This is a genomic window from Brucella sp. IR068 (assembly GCF_049065885.1).
GTDB lineage: Bacteria > Pseudomonadota > Alphaproteobacteria > Rhizobiales > Rhizobiaceae > Brucella > Brucella intermedia.
Genome location: NZ_JBAKHE010000001.1, coordinates 582518 through 598381, shown reverse-complemented (window position 1 = coordinate 598381; position 15864 = coordinate 582518). Strand labels below are relative to the sequence as shown.

Sequence of the window (15864 nt, the reverse complement as noted above, 5' to 3'; positions counted from 1 at the left end):
ATGGCTGATGCGCCGCTGCTCTCGCTCAAGGGCGTCTCCCGGCATTACCCCTCGGGCGACGACTTCACGACGGTTCTGAACCATGTGAACCTGACCATCGAGCGGGGCGAGATGGTGGCGATCATCGGTGCGTCCGGTTCGGGCAAATCGACGCTGATGAACATTCTCGGCTGCCTGGACCGGCCGTCTGAAGGCGAATATCTGATTTCCGGCCGCGCCACATCGGAACTTGAAGCCGATGAACTGGCGCAGTTGCGGCGTGAGCATTTCGGTTTCATCTTCCAGCGCTATCATCTGCTGGGCGAGCTGGATGCGGTGGGCAATGTCGAAATTCCCGCCATATATGCAGGCCAGAAAAAGGAAGAACGGCGTCAAAAAGCCCGCATGATCCTGCAACGACTCGGGATGGGCGAACGCACGCATCATCGCCCGAGCCAGCTTTCCGGCGGACAGCAGCAGCGCGTTTCCATCGCCCGCGCGCTCATCAACGATGCGGAGGTCATTCTTGCCGACGAACCGACCGGCGCGCTCGACAGCCATAGCGGTGAAGAAGTTCTCGGCATCCTTCAGGAGCTCAACCGTGAAGGGCGCACCATCGTCATCGTGACGCATGACCGGCAGGTCGCCGCCCGTGCGCAGCGCATCATCGAAATTCGCGACGGCGAGATCATTTCGGATACGAGAAACGGTGAAACCGAACGCCCTGCGACGTCCGTGCCGGTTGAACAGGCCCCCGCCAGGCCAAGGCTTTTCGCCGGGATGTGGGATCGCTTCAACGAGGCGTTTTCGATGGCGCTTCGCTCGATGAACGCGCACCGTCTCCGCACCTTTCTGACCATGCTCGGCATTATCATCGGCACGGCATCGGTTGTCTGCGTGGTTGCACTGGGACAGGGGTCGCAGAAGCAGATTCTCGAGCAGATCAGCGATCTGGGCACCAATACGCTCTATATCAGCCCCGGCAAGGGATTTGGCGACCTGAAAGCGGCGCTTATCACCACGCTCAATCTGGCGGATGCGACCGAAATCGCGAAGCTGCCCTACGTTCTGGCGGCAACGCCGTCCAGTTCGACCAGTTCGACGATCCGCGTCGAGGACAAGGAAGTCAGCGTTTCCGTGAGCGGGGTCGGCGCAGATTATTTCGTTACCCGCAACAGCAAGCTGCTCGAAGGCCGCTTTTTCGATCAGCGCAACGTCAACGATCTGGCGCAGGTGGCGGTGGTCGATGAAACCGCCCGGAAGACGCTCTTTCCTCACGAAGCGGGTTCGGTCGTCGGCAAGACTATCCTTCTGAGCAAGGTGCCGGTACGGATCGTCGGCGTGGTCAAGGCCGAGGAACGCGGCATGGGTAGCGCGCAGCGGCTCGAAGTCTATGTCCCTTACACCACCGTGCAGACACGCATGACCGGCTCGCGTTCCCTGCAGATGATCCTTGTGCGCGTCGCTGACACGATGGACCCGTCTGAAGCGGAAAAGCTGATAACGGCATTCCTGACCAAGCGGCATGGCGAAAAGGATTTCTCGATCTTCAACACCGACAGCCTGCAAAAGACGATTCAGGCCACCACTGCGACGCTTGCCCTTCTCGTATCCAGCATCGCCGGCATATCGCTTTTCGTTGGCGGCATCGGGGTGATGAACATCATGCTCGTCGCCGTGTCGGAAAGAATCAACGAGATCGGCGTCCGCATGGCGATCGGCGCACGCCAGAGCGACATCCTGCAGCAATTCCTGATCGAGGCGATTCTGGTCTGCCTGATCGGCGGGGTTCTGGGCGTACTCATCGCCGTCGGTTTCGGCCTGCTGTTCGCGCAGTTCAACTCGATGTTCCAGCTCATCTATTCGCCGGCATCCATCGTGGTTGCGCTTGTCTGCTCCAGCCTGATCGGCATCGGTTTCGGCTTCATTCCGGCCCGAAATGCCTCGAGGCTCGACCCCGTCGTCGCGCTGGCACGGGACTGACGGGTGAGTCTGCCCGCGTCAGCGGCATTTACCTCCGGCGATGCGTGGAATGGCAAAATTAACAGGCCGCCGTCGCTACCTGTAATTGTTCGAATTCGAATAAATCAATATAAGAAACGTCTTTATCAAGCTGTTATTGTTTGGTTTTGTGTTGCAACCGATGGTGATATGCGTTGCGAACTGCCTTCCGGCGGCACGATTTGGCTGCAAGAAATTTCTGTCGTCTGGGCTGTTTCGGAAGGGGGTTGTTAACCTTCATTTTTTATTACTTGGGCTCATTCAGGCGACAGTATCTATGGTTCAGGTATCATGCGTAATTTGAGAGAAAATTTCCCCCCATCGACAGGAAATCGTGCAGAGAACGCTCAGGACCCGAAGCAGCCTCGCGGCCAGACGGGAAGCCACAATCCTGCCAGCGATGATGCCTGGAAAATCCATTTCTCGCTCGGTGAGAATGTTCGCTTTACCCGCACGCCGGAAGTCGAGCTCATGCGTCGCCGGGGCGAGGAACTGCCGAGCATCAATGAGCGGACGCAGGCGCATGCAGCCGACGCGGCGCCAGTGATCAGCGTTGAAAAGGTTGCCGAAGAGCAACCCATGGCTGTTGCCGAGCTTCAGAAAACCGTATCGCAGGGCATGGTTCGTTCGCCGGTGGCGCCCGTTCCCCCTGCAATGCCCGCGGTCCCCGTTGCTGTCGTCACACCGCCTGTAGAAGCCGCCCCGGAAGTGGTTGCTGTTGTAACCGAGCCTGCAACTCCCGAGCAGCCGTCGGCATTCACCTATCTATCCGACTTTGCCTTCTGGGAAGGCTGCGGCGTCGATACTGCGCTTGTGCCTGCGGAGCCTCTCGTTTCGGCTGTTCCGGCTGAACCGCGCAAGCCTTTGCCAACGGTCGAATCCATTCTGGCGCAGTTCCGCATTCGCGAATGGAACAAGCAACCTGAGCCGGTTGCTGCCGCCCCTGTCGAGCCAGTCGCGGAGACGCCGGTTGCCCCTGTTCCGGTCGAAGTGGCTGCACCGCAGCCCGTTGCTGTGACAGAAGTGGAAGCGCCTGCGCCACAGCCTGTCGCGGCCGAGCCGGAGATTGCGCCGGAAGTCGTCGGCGAAGCCACCGAAGATGAAATCGTGCTGACCGTTTCGGAAGCGGAAGAGCATGTCGTCGGGGACGTGGAAGTTGCCGAGCCGGTGATTGAAGCGCCTGCGCCGGTTGCAAAAGCCGCGCCTTCAATTGCGCTTTACCAGCCGCAGCCCCTCCCCCGTGCAGAAGCGCCCGTCATGCACGGCGCTTATGAGTTCCCGCCGCGCGACCTGTTGCAGATGCCGCCCGAACAGGACGGAAATGTCATCACGCAGGAAATGCTGGAACGCAGCGCCGGACTCCTCGAAAGCGTGCTGGAAGATTTCGGCGTGCGCGGCGAAATCATCCATGTCCGCCCCGGCCCGGTCGTCACGCTCTATGAGTTTGAACCGGCGCCCGGTGTCAAATCCTCGCGCGTCATCGGTCTGGCAGACGATATTGCCCGCTCCATGTCGGCGCTTTCCGCCCGCGTTGCGGTCGTTCCGGGCCGCAATGTCATCGGTATCGAACTGCCGAACGCCAACCGCGAAACCGTCTACTTGCGCGAAATGATCGACAGCCGCACCTTCGAGGCATCGAACTATCGCCTGCCGCTTTGCCTCGGCAAGGGGATTGGCGGCGAGCCTATCATCGCGGAACTGGCAAAGATGCCCCACCTTCTGGTGGCTGGCACCACCGGTTCAGGCAAGTCGGTTGCCATCAACACGATGATCCTGTCGCTGCTCTACCGCTTCAAGCCGGAAGAATGCCGCCTGATCATGGTCGATCCGAAGATGCTGGAACTGTCCATCTATGACGGCATTCCGCACCTGCTGACGCCGGTTGTTACCGACCCGAAGAAGGCCGTGGTTGCCCTTAAATGGGCCGTGCGCGAGATGGAAGAACGCTATCGCAAGATGGCCCGCCTCGGCGTGCGCAACATCGAGGGCTTCAATGCCCGTGCTGCTTCCGCCAAGGGCAAGGGCGAAACCGTGATGTGCACGGTCCAGTCCGGCTTCGACAAGGAAACGGGTGAAGCTACCTATATTCAGGAAGAACTCGACCTGACACCAATGCCTTACATCGTGGTCATCATCGACGAGATGGCCGACCTGATGATGGTTGCAGGCAAGGATATCGAAGGCGCAGTCCAGCGTCTTGCCCAGATGGCTCGGGCCGCCGGCATCCACCTCATCATGGCAACGCAGCGCCCGTCGGTCGACGTTATTACCGGTACGATCAAGGCCAACTTCCCGACCCGTATCTCCTTCCAGGTCACCTCGAAGATCGACAGCCGCACCATCCTCGGTGAAATGGGTGCCGAGCAGCTTCTCGGTCAGGGCGACATGCTGCATATGGCAGGCGGCGGACGCATCGTCCGTGTCCATGGTCCGTTCGTTTCCGACGAGGAAGTGGAAAAGGTGGTCAATCACCTGAAGGAACAGGGACGCCCGGATTATCTGGCAACCGTCACGGAAGACGAGGAAGAAGAAGACGCAGCGCAGGAAGCGGCTGTGTTCGACGCAACCGCGATGGGCTCGGAAGATGGCGATGACGTGTATGAGCAGGCCGTCAAGGTGGTGATGCGCGACAAGAAGTGCTCCACCTCCTATATCCAGCGCCGCCTCGGTATCGGCTATAACCGTGCCGCCTCCCTCGTCGAGCGGATGGAAAAGGACGGCCTGGTCGGTCCGGCCAATCATGTTGGAAAGCGCGAGATCCTGACCGGCAACCGCGACTGACCAGTAAGGCATGACAGAATGAAGCCGGATCGCGCCTGCGATTCGGCTTTTCTTCATGCTTTGCAATGGGTTGCAGACTGTTGCGCAGATGCGCTTGTCAAGACATAAAAATTGGTTAATACTTAGTTCATTCGTACATTCTTGATAATCGGTCGAGGCAGCCTCGGAAGCCGTCTCGTGCCCAGAATATAGGGAGAATGATCGATGAAAAGCATTATTATCGGTCCAGCAGCGAGCGATAAGGAACGCACAGTTACGCAGCAGATTCTGCGGCGCATCCATGAACAGATGCCAAAGCCTTCGAAAGACAAGACACAGGTCTGCAACGTATTGCGCCTGTCGAAGGGCGGCTATTCACACCGCAGACGTAAAATCCATAAACTTGCCTGATAACCAAGCGATATACTGAGATTTTTCCCAGCGCCACGCATTCGTCCCGAATGCGGCAGGCGCTGTAATTTTTTTTTGGACAGGCTGTTCAGTGCCGAAGAGCGAGCGCGCTGTAGAGCTTCGCGTCCTCTGGTTCCCCGGTCATACGCTCCGCCAGAATCCGCCCTGTCGTAGGCCCAAGCGTGAACCCCTGATGCCCGTGCCCGAAATTCAGCCATAATCCCTTGTGTCGCGGGGCTTCTCCAACGACTGGCAGCATTCGCGGCATGCAGGGTCGGCTGCCGAACCATGGCGTATGCTCCACGGGTGCGCCAATGTCGAAAAGCTCGCTTATGGCCTTGATAGACCTGTTCAGCTGCTCGTGTCGCGCCACGCTGCCGAGCGGCGTCAGCTCTGCCCCTGTCAGGATGCGCAATCCGGCGCGCATGGGTGTTGCAACGGTCGAATTGCTCACATCGAGAACAGGCACCTTCGGTCCCGCACCGGAGAAATGCTGATGGTATCCCCGTTTGATAACCAGCGGAATTTTATAGCCGAAAGTGCGAAGGATTTCCGGGCTCCACGGGCCGAGGGCGAGCACGACGTGGCGCGCAGCATGTGGGCCATCCGCCGTATCAATCTGCCAGCCGGAACCATCCTGCCGCAAGCCTCGCGCATCGCCTTGCACGAAAGTGCCGCCGCGCTTGACGAACAGGCTGGCATAGGACTGGACGAGCGCGCCGGGATCGGAACATGACCAGGGATCGGTCCAGTGAATGGCTCCGGCCAGATTTGCCTTCAAGGATGGCTCGGCGGCGCTGACTGCCTTGCCGTCCTCGATGATGCTGGCGACGCCGAATTCCTGCCTTTTCAGCTCCGCGTCACGTGCGGAAAGGTCGAACGATCGGGCAGACCGATGCAGTTCGCGCAATCCCGCCCGCCTGATAAGGTTTTCAGCGCCCGCCGCTTCGATCAGCGGCGCATGATCATCGGCAGCGCGCCGGATCATGCGTGCATAGAACTGCGATGCCGTGCGGTGACGCCCCGCTTCCGAATTATGCCAGTAGCGCCACAACGGGCCGACCTGGCGTGGCATGTCGCGAAGCCGCCATGCGACCTGATTATTGGCGCCGAACGCCGCCCTCAGCAGTTCCAGAGGGGCGCGTGGCAAGGCATAGGGGCTGACGGCCTCTGTCTGGATAATTCCAGCATTGCCATAGCTCGTTTCAGTTCCCGGACCGCTTCGGTCCACAAGAAGCACCGACCAGCCCCTTTCCTGCAAGGCGAGCGCTGTACCGACACCCACCATACCGGCACCCACAACGATGCAATCCGTCATATTCAGCCACTTCCAGAACTGGTGCGATTCTCTTTCCGCCACTATGGGAAATCCGGCTCGCAGATGACAAGTTCAGCGATCACGTTCTTTTGTGGTTCTGCCCTTTCTCGCCATTGCATTTTTGCTATAGAAGGCCACTTTCTCTATCAGGCTTTGTAGCTGCCGTGATTGAAGGACAGGATGATGCCCTCCCCCAAGAATGAACAACCCGTCCAGAAGCCTTCCTCGCGTTTCTTCATCGGCCTGTTTTCGGTGCTGGGCGCGGTTTTCTTCGTTCTATTCATGGGGCTTGGCATCTGGCAGGTGGAGCGCCTGCAATGGAAGCTCGATCTTATCGAACGGGTCGATGCGCGGGTCCATGCCGAGCCGGTCGCCGCACCCGCACGGGACGACTGGGCCAATGTCAACCAGAAGGATGACGAGTACCGCCGCGTCAAGCTGACCGGAACCTACCTGAATGACAAGGAAATACTGGTTCATGCGCTGACCGAACGCGGCGCGGGCTATTGGGTTCTGACCCCGATGCGCTCGCCCGACGGTGCGCTGACTTTCATCAATCGCGGCTTTGTTCCGAGCGACAGGCGCGATCCGTCTTCCCGCCACGAAACGCAAATTGCCGGGGAAACGACCGTAACCGGACTATTGCGCATGCCGGAACCGGACGGGTTTTTCCTGCGTCCGAATGATCCGGCGCGTAACGACTGGAACTCGCGCGATGTCGCAGCCTTTGCGCAGAAGCTCAATCTGGGTCAGGTCGCTCCCTATTTCATCGATGCCGATGCAAATTCCGCTGCCGGAGCGCTGCCCATCGGCGGTCTGACGGTCGTGAAATTCCGCAACAGCCATTTTTCCTATGCAATCACATGGTTCGCGCTTGCCGCCATGGTTGCCGGTGCCGCCATCTTTCTCTGGCGGCACGAGCGTAAATCATCAAACATGTAAGGCGTGACCGAGCGCCTTCATGCTGGCTTCGACAAAACCCTCGCTCAATGTCGGATGCGCGTGGATCGTTGCCGCGATGTCTTCCAGCCTTGCACCCATCTCCACGGCTTGCGCGAAGGAAGATGAAAGCTCGGATATGCCAACTCCGACGGCCTGAATACCAAGGATCAGGTGGTTATCCGCACGTGCGACGACACGGATCATGCCGTCTTCCCGCTCGACGGTCATTGCCCGGCCATTGGCCTGGAACGGGAAGATGCCGACCTGAATTTCATGGCCAGCCTTGCGGGCTTCATCCGGCGACAGGCCGACAGTGACGATTTCCGGATCGGTGAAGCAGACGGCAGGGATGCAGCGCTTGTCCCATACCTGGTTGCCGCCGGCAATGATCTCCGCCACCATCTCGCCCTGCGCCATGGCGCGATGGGCCAGCATCGGCTCGCCGGTCACGTCGCCGATGGCGTAGACGCCGCGCATGGAGGTGCGGCAGCGCTCGTCAATCCGGATGAAACGCCCATCCATATCCAGCCGGATTTCGCTCAAGCCCCAGCCATCGGTCTGCGGCTTGCGGCCTACCGTAACAAGTATCCTGTCTGCCTCGATGGTTTTCGTGGTTCCATCGGCGGTCAGGACTTCCAGCCCGGCCTCATCCTTTGAAAGTCCCTTGGCCGAAGTGCCGGTCAGGACTTCGACGCCGAGCGCCTTCAGGCGCGCCATGATGGGCCGCGTGAGTTCCGCATCATATTGCGGCAGGATGCGGTCTGTCGCCTCGACCACGGTGACCTTCGCACCAAGCTTGGCAAAGGCAGTGCCGATCTCAAGCCCGATATAGCCGCCGCCGACGATGGCGAGCTTTTCCGGTATCTTTTCCAGCGACAGCGCCTCGGTGGATGAAATGATTTTTCCGCCGAAAGGCAGCGCCTGAATTTCAACGGGAACCGAGCCGGTCGCGATCACGATGTTTTCGGCGTGGATCGTCTGGCGACCCGTATCGGTTTCAACGAGAACGGTCTTTCCGTCGAGAAAACGCGCCTGTCCATGGAACATGCGCACACGCGAGCGTTTCAGGAGACCGGCAACGCCGCTGTTGAGACGGTTGACGATGCCGTCTTTCCATTCGAGCGTTCTGGCGAAATCGATGGCCGGGTTCTCGGCGGAAATACCGAGCGCGCCCTTGGATGCAAAGACGGAAAGCCGGTGAAATTCGTCGGCCGCATGGATCAGCGCCTTGGACGGGATGCAGCCCACATTGAGGCAGGTGCCGCCAAGGCGCGTCTTCTCCACCAGCACCGTATCAATGCCAAGCTGGCCCGCCCGGATGCCGCAGACATAGCCGCCGGGGCCGCCGCCGATGATCAGGAGTTTGCAGGAAATCTCGCTCATTCGATCAGCCTTCTACAAAAATCATCGCAGGCGCTTCCAGAAGGCTTTTCAGCTTCTGCACGAAGACCGCCGCATCCCAGCCGTCGATCACGCGGTGGTCGAAACTGCATGACAGGTTCATCATCTTGCGCGGCACGAACTGCACCCCGTCCCACATCGGACGCACGGCCATCTTGTTGATGCCCACAATCGCGACTTCCGGACGATTGATGATCGGCGTCGTGGCGATTGCGCCGAGAGCCCCAAGCGACGTGATGGTGATGGTGGAACCGGTCAGTTCCTCCCGCTTGGCGGTGCCGTTGCGGGCGGCATCGGTCACGCGCGACAATTCGGAAGCCGCCGCAAATACGCTCATGCTTTCCGCGTGGCGCACCACCGGCACGATCAGGCCGTTCGGCGTCTGTGTGGCAATGCCGACATGCACGCCGCCGAACTGGCGGATGATGTCCGCTTCGTCATCGAAATGCGCGTTGAGGCCGGGCTGTTCCTTCACGGCTTTCACAATTGCCCGGATGATGAACGGCAACAGCGTCAGGCGCGGACGGCCTTCCTTCTTCTCGTTATTGAGACTATTGCGCAGTTCTTCCAACTGCGTGACATCGACCTCTTCGACGATAGTGATATGCGGAATGTGGCGTTTCGCTTCCGCCATGCGTTCGGCAATCTTGCGGCGAAGGCCGATGACCTTGATCTCATTGACCGAGGTGTCGGTCGCGTAGCCGGATAGAGCGGGAGCCGCGCCGGTTTCCTGCTGGAAATAGAGATCGAGATCGTCATGCGTGATGCGTCCTGCCGGTCCGGTGCCGCGAACCCGGCGCAGATCGACGCCCCCGTCGCGAGCACGCAGCCGGACAGAAGGCGTGGCAAGCGGCTTTTCACCTTCCTGGCGAACCGGTCCCGCGCCGGAGAAGGCACTGCCTGCGGCTTCGCGCTTCGGTACAGCGGGTTTCGGTGGAACAGGCGTCTGCAACAGAACAGGTGTTTCAGGCGCCGGCGCCGGTAGGGGTTTGGCCGCTTGCGCTGCCGCTGGAACCGGCTTTTCCTCAGCCTGTTCCTCCGGCGAGCCGCCCTCGATCTCCAGACGGACCAGTTCGGACCCGACCGCGATCTTCTCGCCTACCTCGCCATTGATGGCGATGACCTTGCCAGCGCGCGACGAGGGAATTTCCACCGTTGCCTTGTCGGTCATGACGGCTGCGAGAAGATCATCCTCGCGCACGACATCGCCGACCTTCACATGCCATTCGACGAGTTCGGCCTCGGCAACGCCTTCACCAACATCGGGGAGCTTGATCGTAAAATGTGCCATTTGCTTCGCCCCCTCAAGCTTCCATGATCGATGTAAGCGCGCGGCCCACCCGGTCCGGACCGGGGAAATAGGCCCACTCCTGCGCATGCGGATAAGGCGTATCCCATCCTGTGACGCGGATGATTGGCGCTTCCAGATGGTAGAAGCAATCACGCTGCACGAGAGCGGCAAGCTCCGCGCCATAGCCGCAGGTCAGCGTCGCCTCGTGCACGATCACGCAGCGCCCGGTCTTCTTCACCGAAGCCATGATGGTGTCGGTGTCGAGCGGCAAAAGCGTGCGAAGATCGATCACTTCCGCATCGACGCCGGTTTCCTCGACGGCGGCAAGCGCCACATGAACCATCGTGCCATAGGCAAGCACGGTCACGTCGCTGCCTTCGCGGCGAATAGCGGCCTTGCCAAGCGGCACGGTGTAATAGCCTTGCGGCACATCGCCGAGATCATGCTTTTTCCACGAGGTCACCGGGCGATCATGATGCCCGTCGAAAGGCCCGTTATAAAGGCGCTTCGGCTCGAACATGATAACCGGATCCGGGTCTTCGATCGCCGCCAGCAGCAGGCCCTTCGCATCGGCAGGCGTGGATGGCATGACGGTTTTCAGGCCCGACACGTGTGTGAACAGCGCCTCCGGGCTCTGGCTGTGCGTCTGCCCGCCATAGATGCCGCCGCCGGAAGGCATGCGGATCACGATAGGACAGGTGAACTCGCCCGCCGAGCGATAGCGCAGTCGCGCCGCTTCCGAAACGATCTGGTCATAGGCCGGGTAAACATAATCCGCAAACTGCACTTCAATGCAGGGGCGAAGGCCGTAAGCCGCCATGCCGATGGCAGTGCCCACGATGCCAAGCTCGCTGATCGGCGCGTCGAAGCAGCGTTCCTTGCCGTATTTCTTCTGGAGGCCAGCCGTACAGCGGAAAACACCGCCGAAATAACCCACATCCTCACCGAACACGACGACATTCTTGTCGCGTTCCATGGCAATGTCATGGGCGTTCTGGATCGCCTCGATCATGGTCATCTTGCTCATGGATTAAAACCCCGCTTCCTGGCGCTGGCGGATAAGATGCGGCGGCGTTTCAGCATAGACATCCTCGAACATGTCGCGCATGGATGGCTTGCGGCCATCATGCAGTGTGCCAATGGCTTCCGCCTCGCGCTGTGCGGCCACCACCAGATCCATCACCTCGGCTTCCGCCTGCTTGTGACGCTCGTCCGACCAGACACCGCGCTTGATAAGATGGTTCTTCAGTCGCAGGATCGGATCGCCAAGTGGCCATGCATCGCTTTCGGCTTTAGGGCGATAGGCGGACGGATCATCCGAGGTGGAATGCCCGCCAGCGCGGTAGGTCACATATTCGATGATGGTTGGCCCGAGATTGCGCCGGGCGCGTTCCACCGCCCATTTTGCAACCGCATGGACGGCCAGATAGTCGTTGCCGTCGACGCGAAGCGCCGGAATGCCGAAACCGTGCCCACGTGCGGCGAAAGTGCCGGAGCCGCCGCGTGCAATGCCCTGGAAGGTGGAAATGGCCCACTGGTTGTTGACGATGTTCATCACCACCGGGGCCTTGTAGGTCGAAGCAAAGACCAGTGCCGCGTGGAAGTCGCTTTCGGCTGTCGAGCCATCGCCGATCCATGCGGCGGCGATCTTCGTATCGTGGCTGATGGCCGACGCCATGGCCCAGCCGACGGCCTGCGTATATTGCGTTGCAAGATTGCCGGAGATGGTGAAGAAGCCGTGCTCCTTCGAGGAATACATCACCGGAAGCTGGCGGCCTTTCAGCGGATCGTGCTCATTGGAGAAAATCTGGTTCATCATGGTGACGAGCGGATAATCGTCGGCGATGAGCAGTCCGGCCTGACGATAGGTCGGGAAATTCATGTCGCCCTTGCGCAATGCCTTGCGGAAGGCGCAGCTTACCGCCTCCTCACCCAGATGCTGCATATAGAACGACGTCTTGCCCTGGCGCTGCGCCATCATCATGCGCGCATCATAGGCGCGCAGGATCATCATGTGGCGAAGACCCTCTTTCAGTTCGTCGTCGGTAAGTGTTCCTGCCCACGGGCCAACCGCCTCGCCATCACGATTGAGAACGCGGATGATGCTGAAAGCCAGATCGCGCATCGCTTCCGGTTTTTCATCGATCTCCGGTCTGCGAACGCTGCCCGCGCGCGGGATTTTGACATGGGAGAAATCCGGCGCGTCACCTGGCCGCCATTCCGGCTCGGGAACATGCAGGGATAGTACGACATCATCGCTCATGCGGGGAACCCTCGAAACTGGCCTGGCCACTGGCCTCGCAAATTTACGGAATGTCGAACGGGAAAATTTAAGACTGGTTCCGGAGCCCCCGGACCCGCTTTCGGCGCGTGAATATCACGCCGCCGATCTTGCTCCTCCCATGCGACATGGCGCCGATTTCCTCCTTCGGCACCATCCGCATTCAGGGTGGAACGGGTTCAAAAATAAAGCAAGATTATTTTTCGTGCCCCTTGGCACTCTTTCGTGAAACGGGTTCGCTCCTACCTGACCAGGGGGCGACGTCCATTGGACGAAACAAGCTTAGTTCCGCGATTTAAAAGGGATTTCAACTCGAATGTTTAGCGTCCCGATACCGCAACATTATTGCTTTTGATTGACGATAACGTCAGTACCCATCGGTACTATTCCGGCTCGTGCGAGCCATGTTGCCATCACTCATGAAACCGTGTGAGGCGTTTTGTCCATATTGGCCCGGCACGATTTGCAGCCACCGGACCAACCCGATTCTCCAAAAGAAAAGCCGCACCCGCGAGGGTACGGCTTCAATAGAAACTACGAATGTGGCTCTAGCGGATCGCCTTGCCGTTCGCATCGAACCGATGCACCTTGCCGTCATCGGGCGTGATGAAGATCACGTCGTCCTCATTGTAGTGGTGCTCGCCGAAGAGCCGCACTGTGATCAGGCCTGCTGCTTCTGTTTCGACGTAAAGGATCGTATCGGCCCCAAGATGTTCGGCATGGATAACCTTGCCTTTCCATCTGCCGCTATCGCGGCTGACGGAAATATGCTCGGGCCGGATACCGACCGTCTTCGCCCCTTCGTCGCCGATGCGGGTGCCGTCAACGAAATTCATCTGCGGCGAACCGATAAAGCCCGCGACAAAGAGATTATCGGGCTTGTTATATAGCTCCATCGGCGAGCCTACCTGCTCGATGCGACCGGCATTGAGAACGACGATGCGGTCCGCCAGCGTCATGGCCTCGACCTGATCGTGCGTGACATAGATCATCGTCGCCTTCAGCTCGCGGTGCAGCTTGGCGATCTCAAGCCGGGTCTGGACGCGAAGTGCCGCATCGAGGTTCGACAGCGGTTCGTCGAACAGGAACAGTTCCGGTTCGCGCACCAGTGCGCGGCCGATGGCGACACGCTGGCGCTGGCCGCCCGACATTTCCGCCGGGCGCCGTTCCAGATACGGGTCGAGCGACAACATGGCGGAAGCCTTCGAAACGCGCGTTTCGATTTCGGCTTTCGGCGTGCCTGCCTGCTTGAGGCCAAGTCCCATATTGTCCTTGACCGACAGGTGCGGATAAAGCGCATAGGACTGGAACACCATCGCAATGCCGCGCTTGGAGGGCGGCGTCACGGTTACGTCCTCACCATTGATGAGCACCTGCCCGGAGGAAACGTCTTCCAGCCCGGCGATGGAACGCAGCAGCGTTGACTTCCCGCAGCCGGACGGCCCGACGAAGATGATGAATTCCCCGTCCTGCACTTCCAGATTAATGTCTTTCAGGACTTCCTGCGCACCGTAGCGCTTGTGTACCGATTTGAGTAGCAGCGATCCCACGTATCAAATTCCCTTACAATTTGACCGGCTTGCCGGTGCGCACACTTTCATCCGCTGCAAGGCAGATGCGCAGCGATTGAAGCGCGTCATCCATATGGCGGTTGAGATCGATATCCTCGCGAATGGCCTTCAGCATGTAGGCCTGCTCGCGTTCACACAATTCCTGATGCCCCGGCTCGTCTGCCATGGAGAGGTCCGTATCCGGTTTCAGGAACTTGCCATCGGCTCCACGCTCGGCGCGGTGAACGCGGATGGTCGAGGTCTTGGTATGCGCGTCTACATCGTCGGATTTCGTCACGGCCTCGTTCATGACGATCGAGACGCAGCCATTGGGCGAGATGACGTCCTTCACGAAGAAGGCGGTCTCCGACATCATCGGGCCCCAGCCCGCCTCGTACCAGCCCACCGTACCGTCATCGAACAGCACCTGTAGATGGCCGTAATTATACATGTCTGGCTTGATCTCGTCGGAAAGGCGCAGGCCCATGCCGCGCACTTCCACGGGCTTGGCGTCGGTAATCTGGCACATGACGTCCACATAATGCACACCGCAGTCGACGATGGGCGACGTGGTGTTCATCAGGTTCTTGTGGGTTTCCCAGGTCGCGCCGCTGGACTGCTGGTTGAGGTTCATGCGGAAGACATAAGGTCCGCCAAGCTGGCGCGCCTCGGAGATGAGCCGCATCCAGGATGGATGATGGCGCAGGATATAGCCGATGACGAGCTTGCGCCCATTGGCCCGCGCGCAGTCGATCACGCGGCGCGCATCTTCGACCGTCGTTGCAAGCGGCTTTTCCACGAACACATGCGCACCCTGCTCCATCGCGGCGACGGCATAATCCGCATGGCTTTCCGAATAGGTGGCGACGCAGGCGAGATCGGGCTTCAGTTCCTTCAATGCTTCCAGGAAGGAAGGATGAATTTCATAGCCCGCCAGCTCGTCCGGAACCGCAACCTTGGTGCGATTGACGAGACCGACAATCTCAAAACCGGGATTGCGATGATAGGCGAGCGCATGGCTGCGGCCCATATTGCCGAGACCGGCGGAAAGAACACGAACAGGATTTTGCATTGCAGAACTCATTTTACAGCTCCCGCGGTAATGCCGCGGATCAGCTGCCGCGAGAAGAGAACATAGAGGATGAGGATCGGGAACATCGCCAGTGAAAGGGCCGAAAGAACAGCGTTCCAGTTGGTGACGAACTGACCGATGAAGAGCTGAGAACCGAGCGTTACCGTCTTGGTGGCTTCGCTTGGCGCAAGGATCAGCGGGAACCAGAGGTCATTCCAGATCGGGATCATGGTGAAGACGGCGACGGTCGCCATGGCAGGCCGGATAAGCGGCAGCACCAGCTTGAAGAAGATGGCATATTCCGACATGCCGTCTATTCGCCCGGCATTCTTCAAATCGTCGGACACGGTTCGCATGAATTCCGACAGGATGAAGATCGCCAGCGGCAGGCCCTGCGCGGTATAGACGAGGATAAGAGCCGTCAGCGTATTGACCAGACCGACCGCCACCATGCCTTGCAGCAGGGCCACCGTGCCGAGCCGGATCGGGATCATGATGCCGATGGCGAGATAGAGGCCCATCAGCGTATTGCCCTTGAAGCGGTATTCGGCGAGCGCGAAGGCTGCCATTGCTCCGAACAGGATCACGAAGAATATGCTGACCACGGTAACGATGGCGCTGTTCTGGAAGTAGGTCAGAAACGAGCCTTGCTTGAGAACCGTCTCATAACCGATGAGACTGAAACTTTCCGGTGTCGGAAACTGCAACGGCGTGCGGAAGATTGCGTTGCGGTCCTTGAAGGAATTGATCAGCGTCAGGGCCACCGGAAACACGGCGATCAGCATGTAGAAGATCAGGGCCGCATGGACGAGCGTGGTGCGAAGGGGCGATGTGCGTGCTTTCGACATGGTCTCGTCC

12 protein-coding genes and 1 pseudogene are annotated in these 15864 nt (G+C 59.5%); 5 read left to right on the top strand and 8 right to left on the bottom strand.

Going from position 1 to position 15864, the window contains the following annotated elements:
- The 4 genes and pseudogenes from ACOWVS_RS02740 (at position 1) to ACOWVS_RS02725 (ending at position 5151) form a co-directional block, all read left to right on the top strand.
- Entirely contained in the window at positions 1 to 1962 is a 1962-nt protein-coding gene (locus ACOWVS_RS02740) for a MacB family efflux pump subunit (RefSeq protein ID WP_006468825.1), read from the top strand.
- A 309-nt stretch (positions 1963 to 2271) separates the two neighbouring features.
- Positions 2272 to 2641 (top strand): annotated as a pseudogene (locus ACOWVS_RS02735) (DNA translocase FtsK); the annotation flags it as partial.
- Positions 2635 to 4761 (top strand): DNA translocase FtsK, encoded by a 2127-nt coding sequence (locus tag ACOWVS_RS02730; protein ID WP_410171135.1) that lies wholly within the window; start codon positions 2635 to 2637, stop codon positions 4759 to 4761. The pseudogene ACOWVS_RS02735 and the gene ACOWVS_RS02730, both read left to right, overlap by 7 nt.
- A gap of 204 nt (positions 4762 to 4965) precedes the next feature.
- On the top strand, positions 4966 to 5151 hold the full coding sequence (locus ACOWVS_RS02725; protein WP_075041440.1) for a hypothetical protein: 186 nt from the start codon (positions 4966 to 4968) through the stop codon (positions 5149 to 5151).
- An 88-nt stretch (positions 5152 to 5239) separates the two neighbouring features.
- Here the strand turns inward: ACOWVS_RS02725 and ACOWVS_RS02720 are convergent, their stop codons facing one another.
- The gene (locus tag ACOWVS_RS02720; RefSeq protein WP_021586059.1) at positions 5240 to 6469 is read right to left on the bottom strand and encodes an NAD(P)/FAD-dependent oxidoreductase; all 1230 of its coding nucleotides are present in this window, start codon (positions 6467 to 6469) and stop codon (positions 5240 to 5242) included.
- A 180-nt stretch (positions 6470 to 6649) separates the two neighbouring features.
- Here ACOWVS_RS02720 and ACOWVS_RS02715 point away from each other — a divergent pair, with 180 nt between their 5' ends.
- Positions 6650 to 7411, top strand: a complete 762-nt coding sequence (locus tag ACOWVS_RS02715; protein ID WP_021586060.1) for an SURF1 family protein — start codon at positions 6650 to 6652, stop codon at positions 7409 to 7411.
- Here the strand turns inward: ACOWVS_RS02715 and lpdA are convergent.
- From lpdA to ACOWVS_RS02680, 7 genes are all read right to left on the bottom strand, one after another.
- Positions 7400 to 8794, bottom strand: coding sequence for a dihydrolipoyl dehydrogenase (lpdA, locus tag ACOWVS_RS02710; RefSeq protein ID WP_021586061.1), 1395 nt, complete (start codon positions 8792 to 8794; stop codon positions 7400 to 7402). The genes ACOWVS_RS02715 and lpdA overlap by 12 nt on opposite strands.
- 4 nt (positions 8795 to 8798) lie before the next feature.
- Complete coding sequence (locus tag ACOWVS_RS02705; RefSeq protein ID WP_021586062.1) at positions 8799 to 10103, bottom strand: dihydrolipoamide acetyltransferase family protein; 1305 nt, start codon at positions 10101 to 10103, stop codon at positions 8799 to 8801.
- Between the two features lie 13 nt (positions 10104 to 10116).
- Complete coding sequence (locus tag ACOWVS_RS02700; RefSeq protein ID WP_075041441.1) at positions 10117 to 11130, bottom strand: alpha-ketoacid dehydrogenase subunit beta; 1014 nt, start codon at positions 11128 to 11130, stop codon at positions 10117 to 10119.
- Positions 11131 to 11133: 3 nt separating this feature from the next.
- On the bottom strand, positions 11134 to 12366 hold the full coding sequence (locus ACOWVS_RS02695) for a 3-methyl-2-oxobutanoate dehydrogenase (2-methylpropanoyl-transferring) subunit alpha (protein ID WP_021586064.1): 1233 nt from the start codon (positions 12364 to 12366) through the stop codon (positions 11134 to 11136).
- Positions 12367 to 12932: 566 nt separating this feature from the next.
- Positions 12933 to 13934, bottom strand: a complete 1002-nt coding sequence (locus ACOWVS_RS02690) for an ABC transporter ATP-binding protein (protein WP_021586066.1) — start codon at positions 13932 to 13934, stop codon at positions 12933 to 12935.
- Positions 13935 to 13947: 13 nt separating this feature from the next.
- Entirely contained in the window at positions 13948 to 15018 is a 1071-nt protein-coding gene (locus ACOWVS_RS02685; RefSeq protein ID WP_006468814.1) for a Gfo/Idh/MocA family protein, read from the bottom strand.
- A complete protein-coding gene (locus ACOWVS_RS02680; protein WP_021586067.1) occupies positions 15015 to 15854 on the bottom strand; it encodes a carbohydrate ABC transporter permease in 840 nt (279 codons plus the stop codon). The genes ACOWVS_RS02685 and ACOWVS_RS02680 overlap by 4 nt, the downstream gene beginning before the upstream one ends.
- Between the last annotated feature and the right edge of the window lie 10 nt (positions 15855 to 15864).

Coding starts and splice junctions, on each gene's coding strand:
- ACOWVS_RS02740 (WP_006468825.1), top strand. CDS start 1: ATGGCTGATGCGCCGCTGCTCTCGCTCAAGGGCGTCTCCCGGCATTAC.
- ACOWVS_RS02730 (WP_410171135.1), top strand. CDS start 2,635: ATGCCCGCGGTCCCCGTTGCTGTCGTCACACCGCCTGTAGAAGCCGCC.
- ACOWVS_RS02725 (WP_075041440.1), top strand. CDS start 4,966: ATGAAAAGCATTATTATCGGTCCAGCAGCGAGCGATAAGGAACGCACA.
- ACOWVS_RS02720 (WP_021586059.1), bottom strand. CDS start 6,469: ATGACGGATTGCATCGTTGTGGGTGCCGGTATGGTGGGTGTCGGTACA.
- ACOWVS_RS02715 (WP_021586060.1), top strand. CDS start 6,650: ATGATGCCCTCCCCCAAGAATGAACAACCCGTCCAGAAGCCTTCCTCG.
- lpdA (WP_021586061.1), bottom strand. CDS start 8,794: ATGAGCGAGATTTCCTGCAAACTCCTGATCATCGGCGGCGGCCCCGGC.
- ACOWVS_RS02705 (WP_021586062.1), bottom strand. CDS start 10,103: ATGGCACATTTTACGATCAAGCTCCCCGATGTTGGTGAAGGCGTTGCC.
- ACOWVS_RS02700 (WP_075041441.1), bottom strand. CDS start 11,130: ATGAGCAAGATGACCATGATCGAGGCGATCCAGAACGCCCATGACATT.
- ACOWVS_RS02695 (WP_021586064.1), bottom strand. CDS start 12,366: ATGAGCGATGATGTCGTACTATCCCTGCATGTTCCCGAGCCGGAATGG.
- ACOWVS_RS02685 (WP_006468814.1), bottom strand. CDS start 15,018: ATGAGTTCTGCAATGCAAAATCCTGTTCGTGTTCTTTCCGCCGGTCTC.
- ACOWVS_RS02680 (WP_021586067.1), bottom strand. CDS start 15,854: ATGTCGAAAGCACGCACATCGCCCCTTCGCACCACGCTCGTCCATGCG.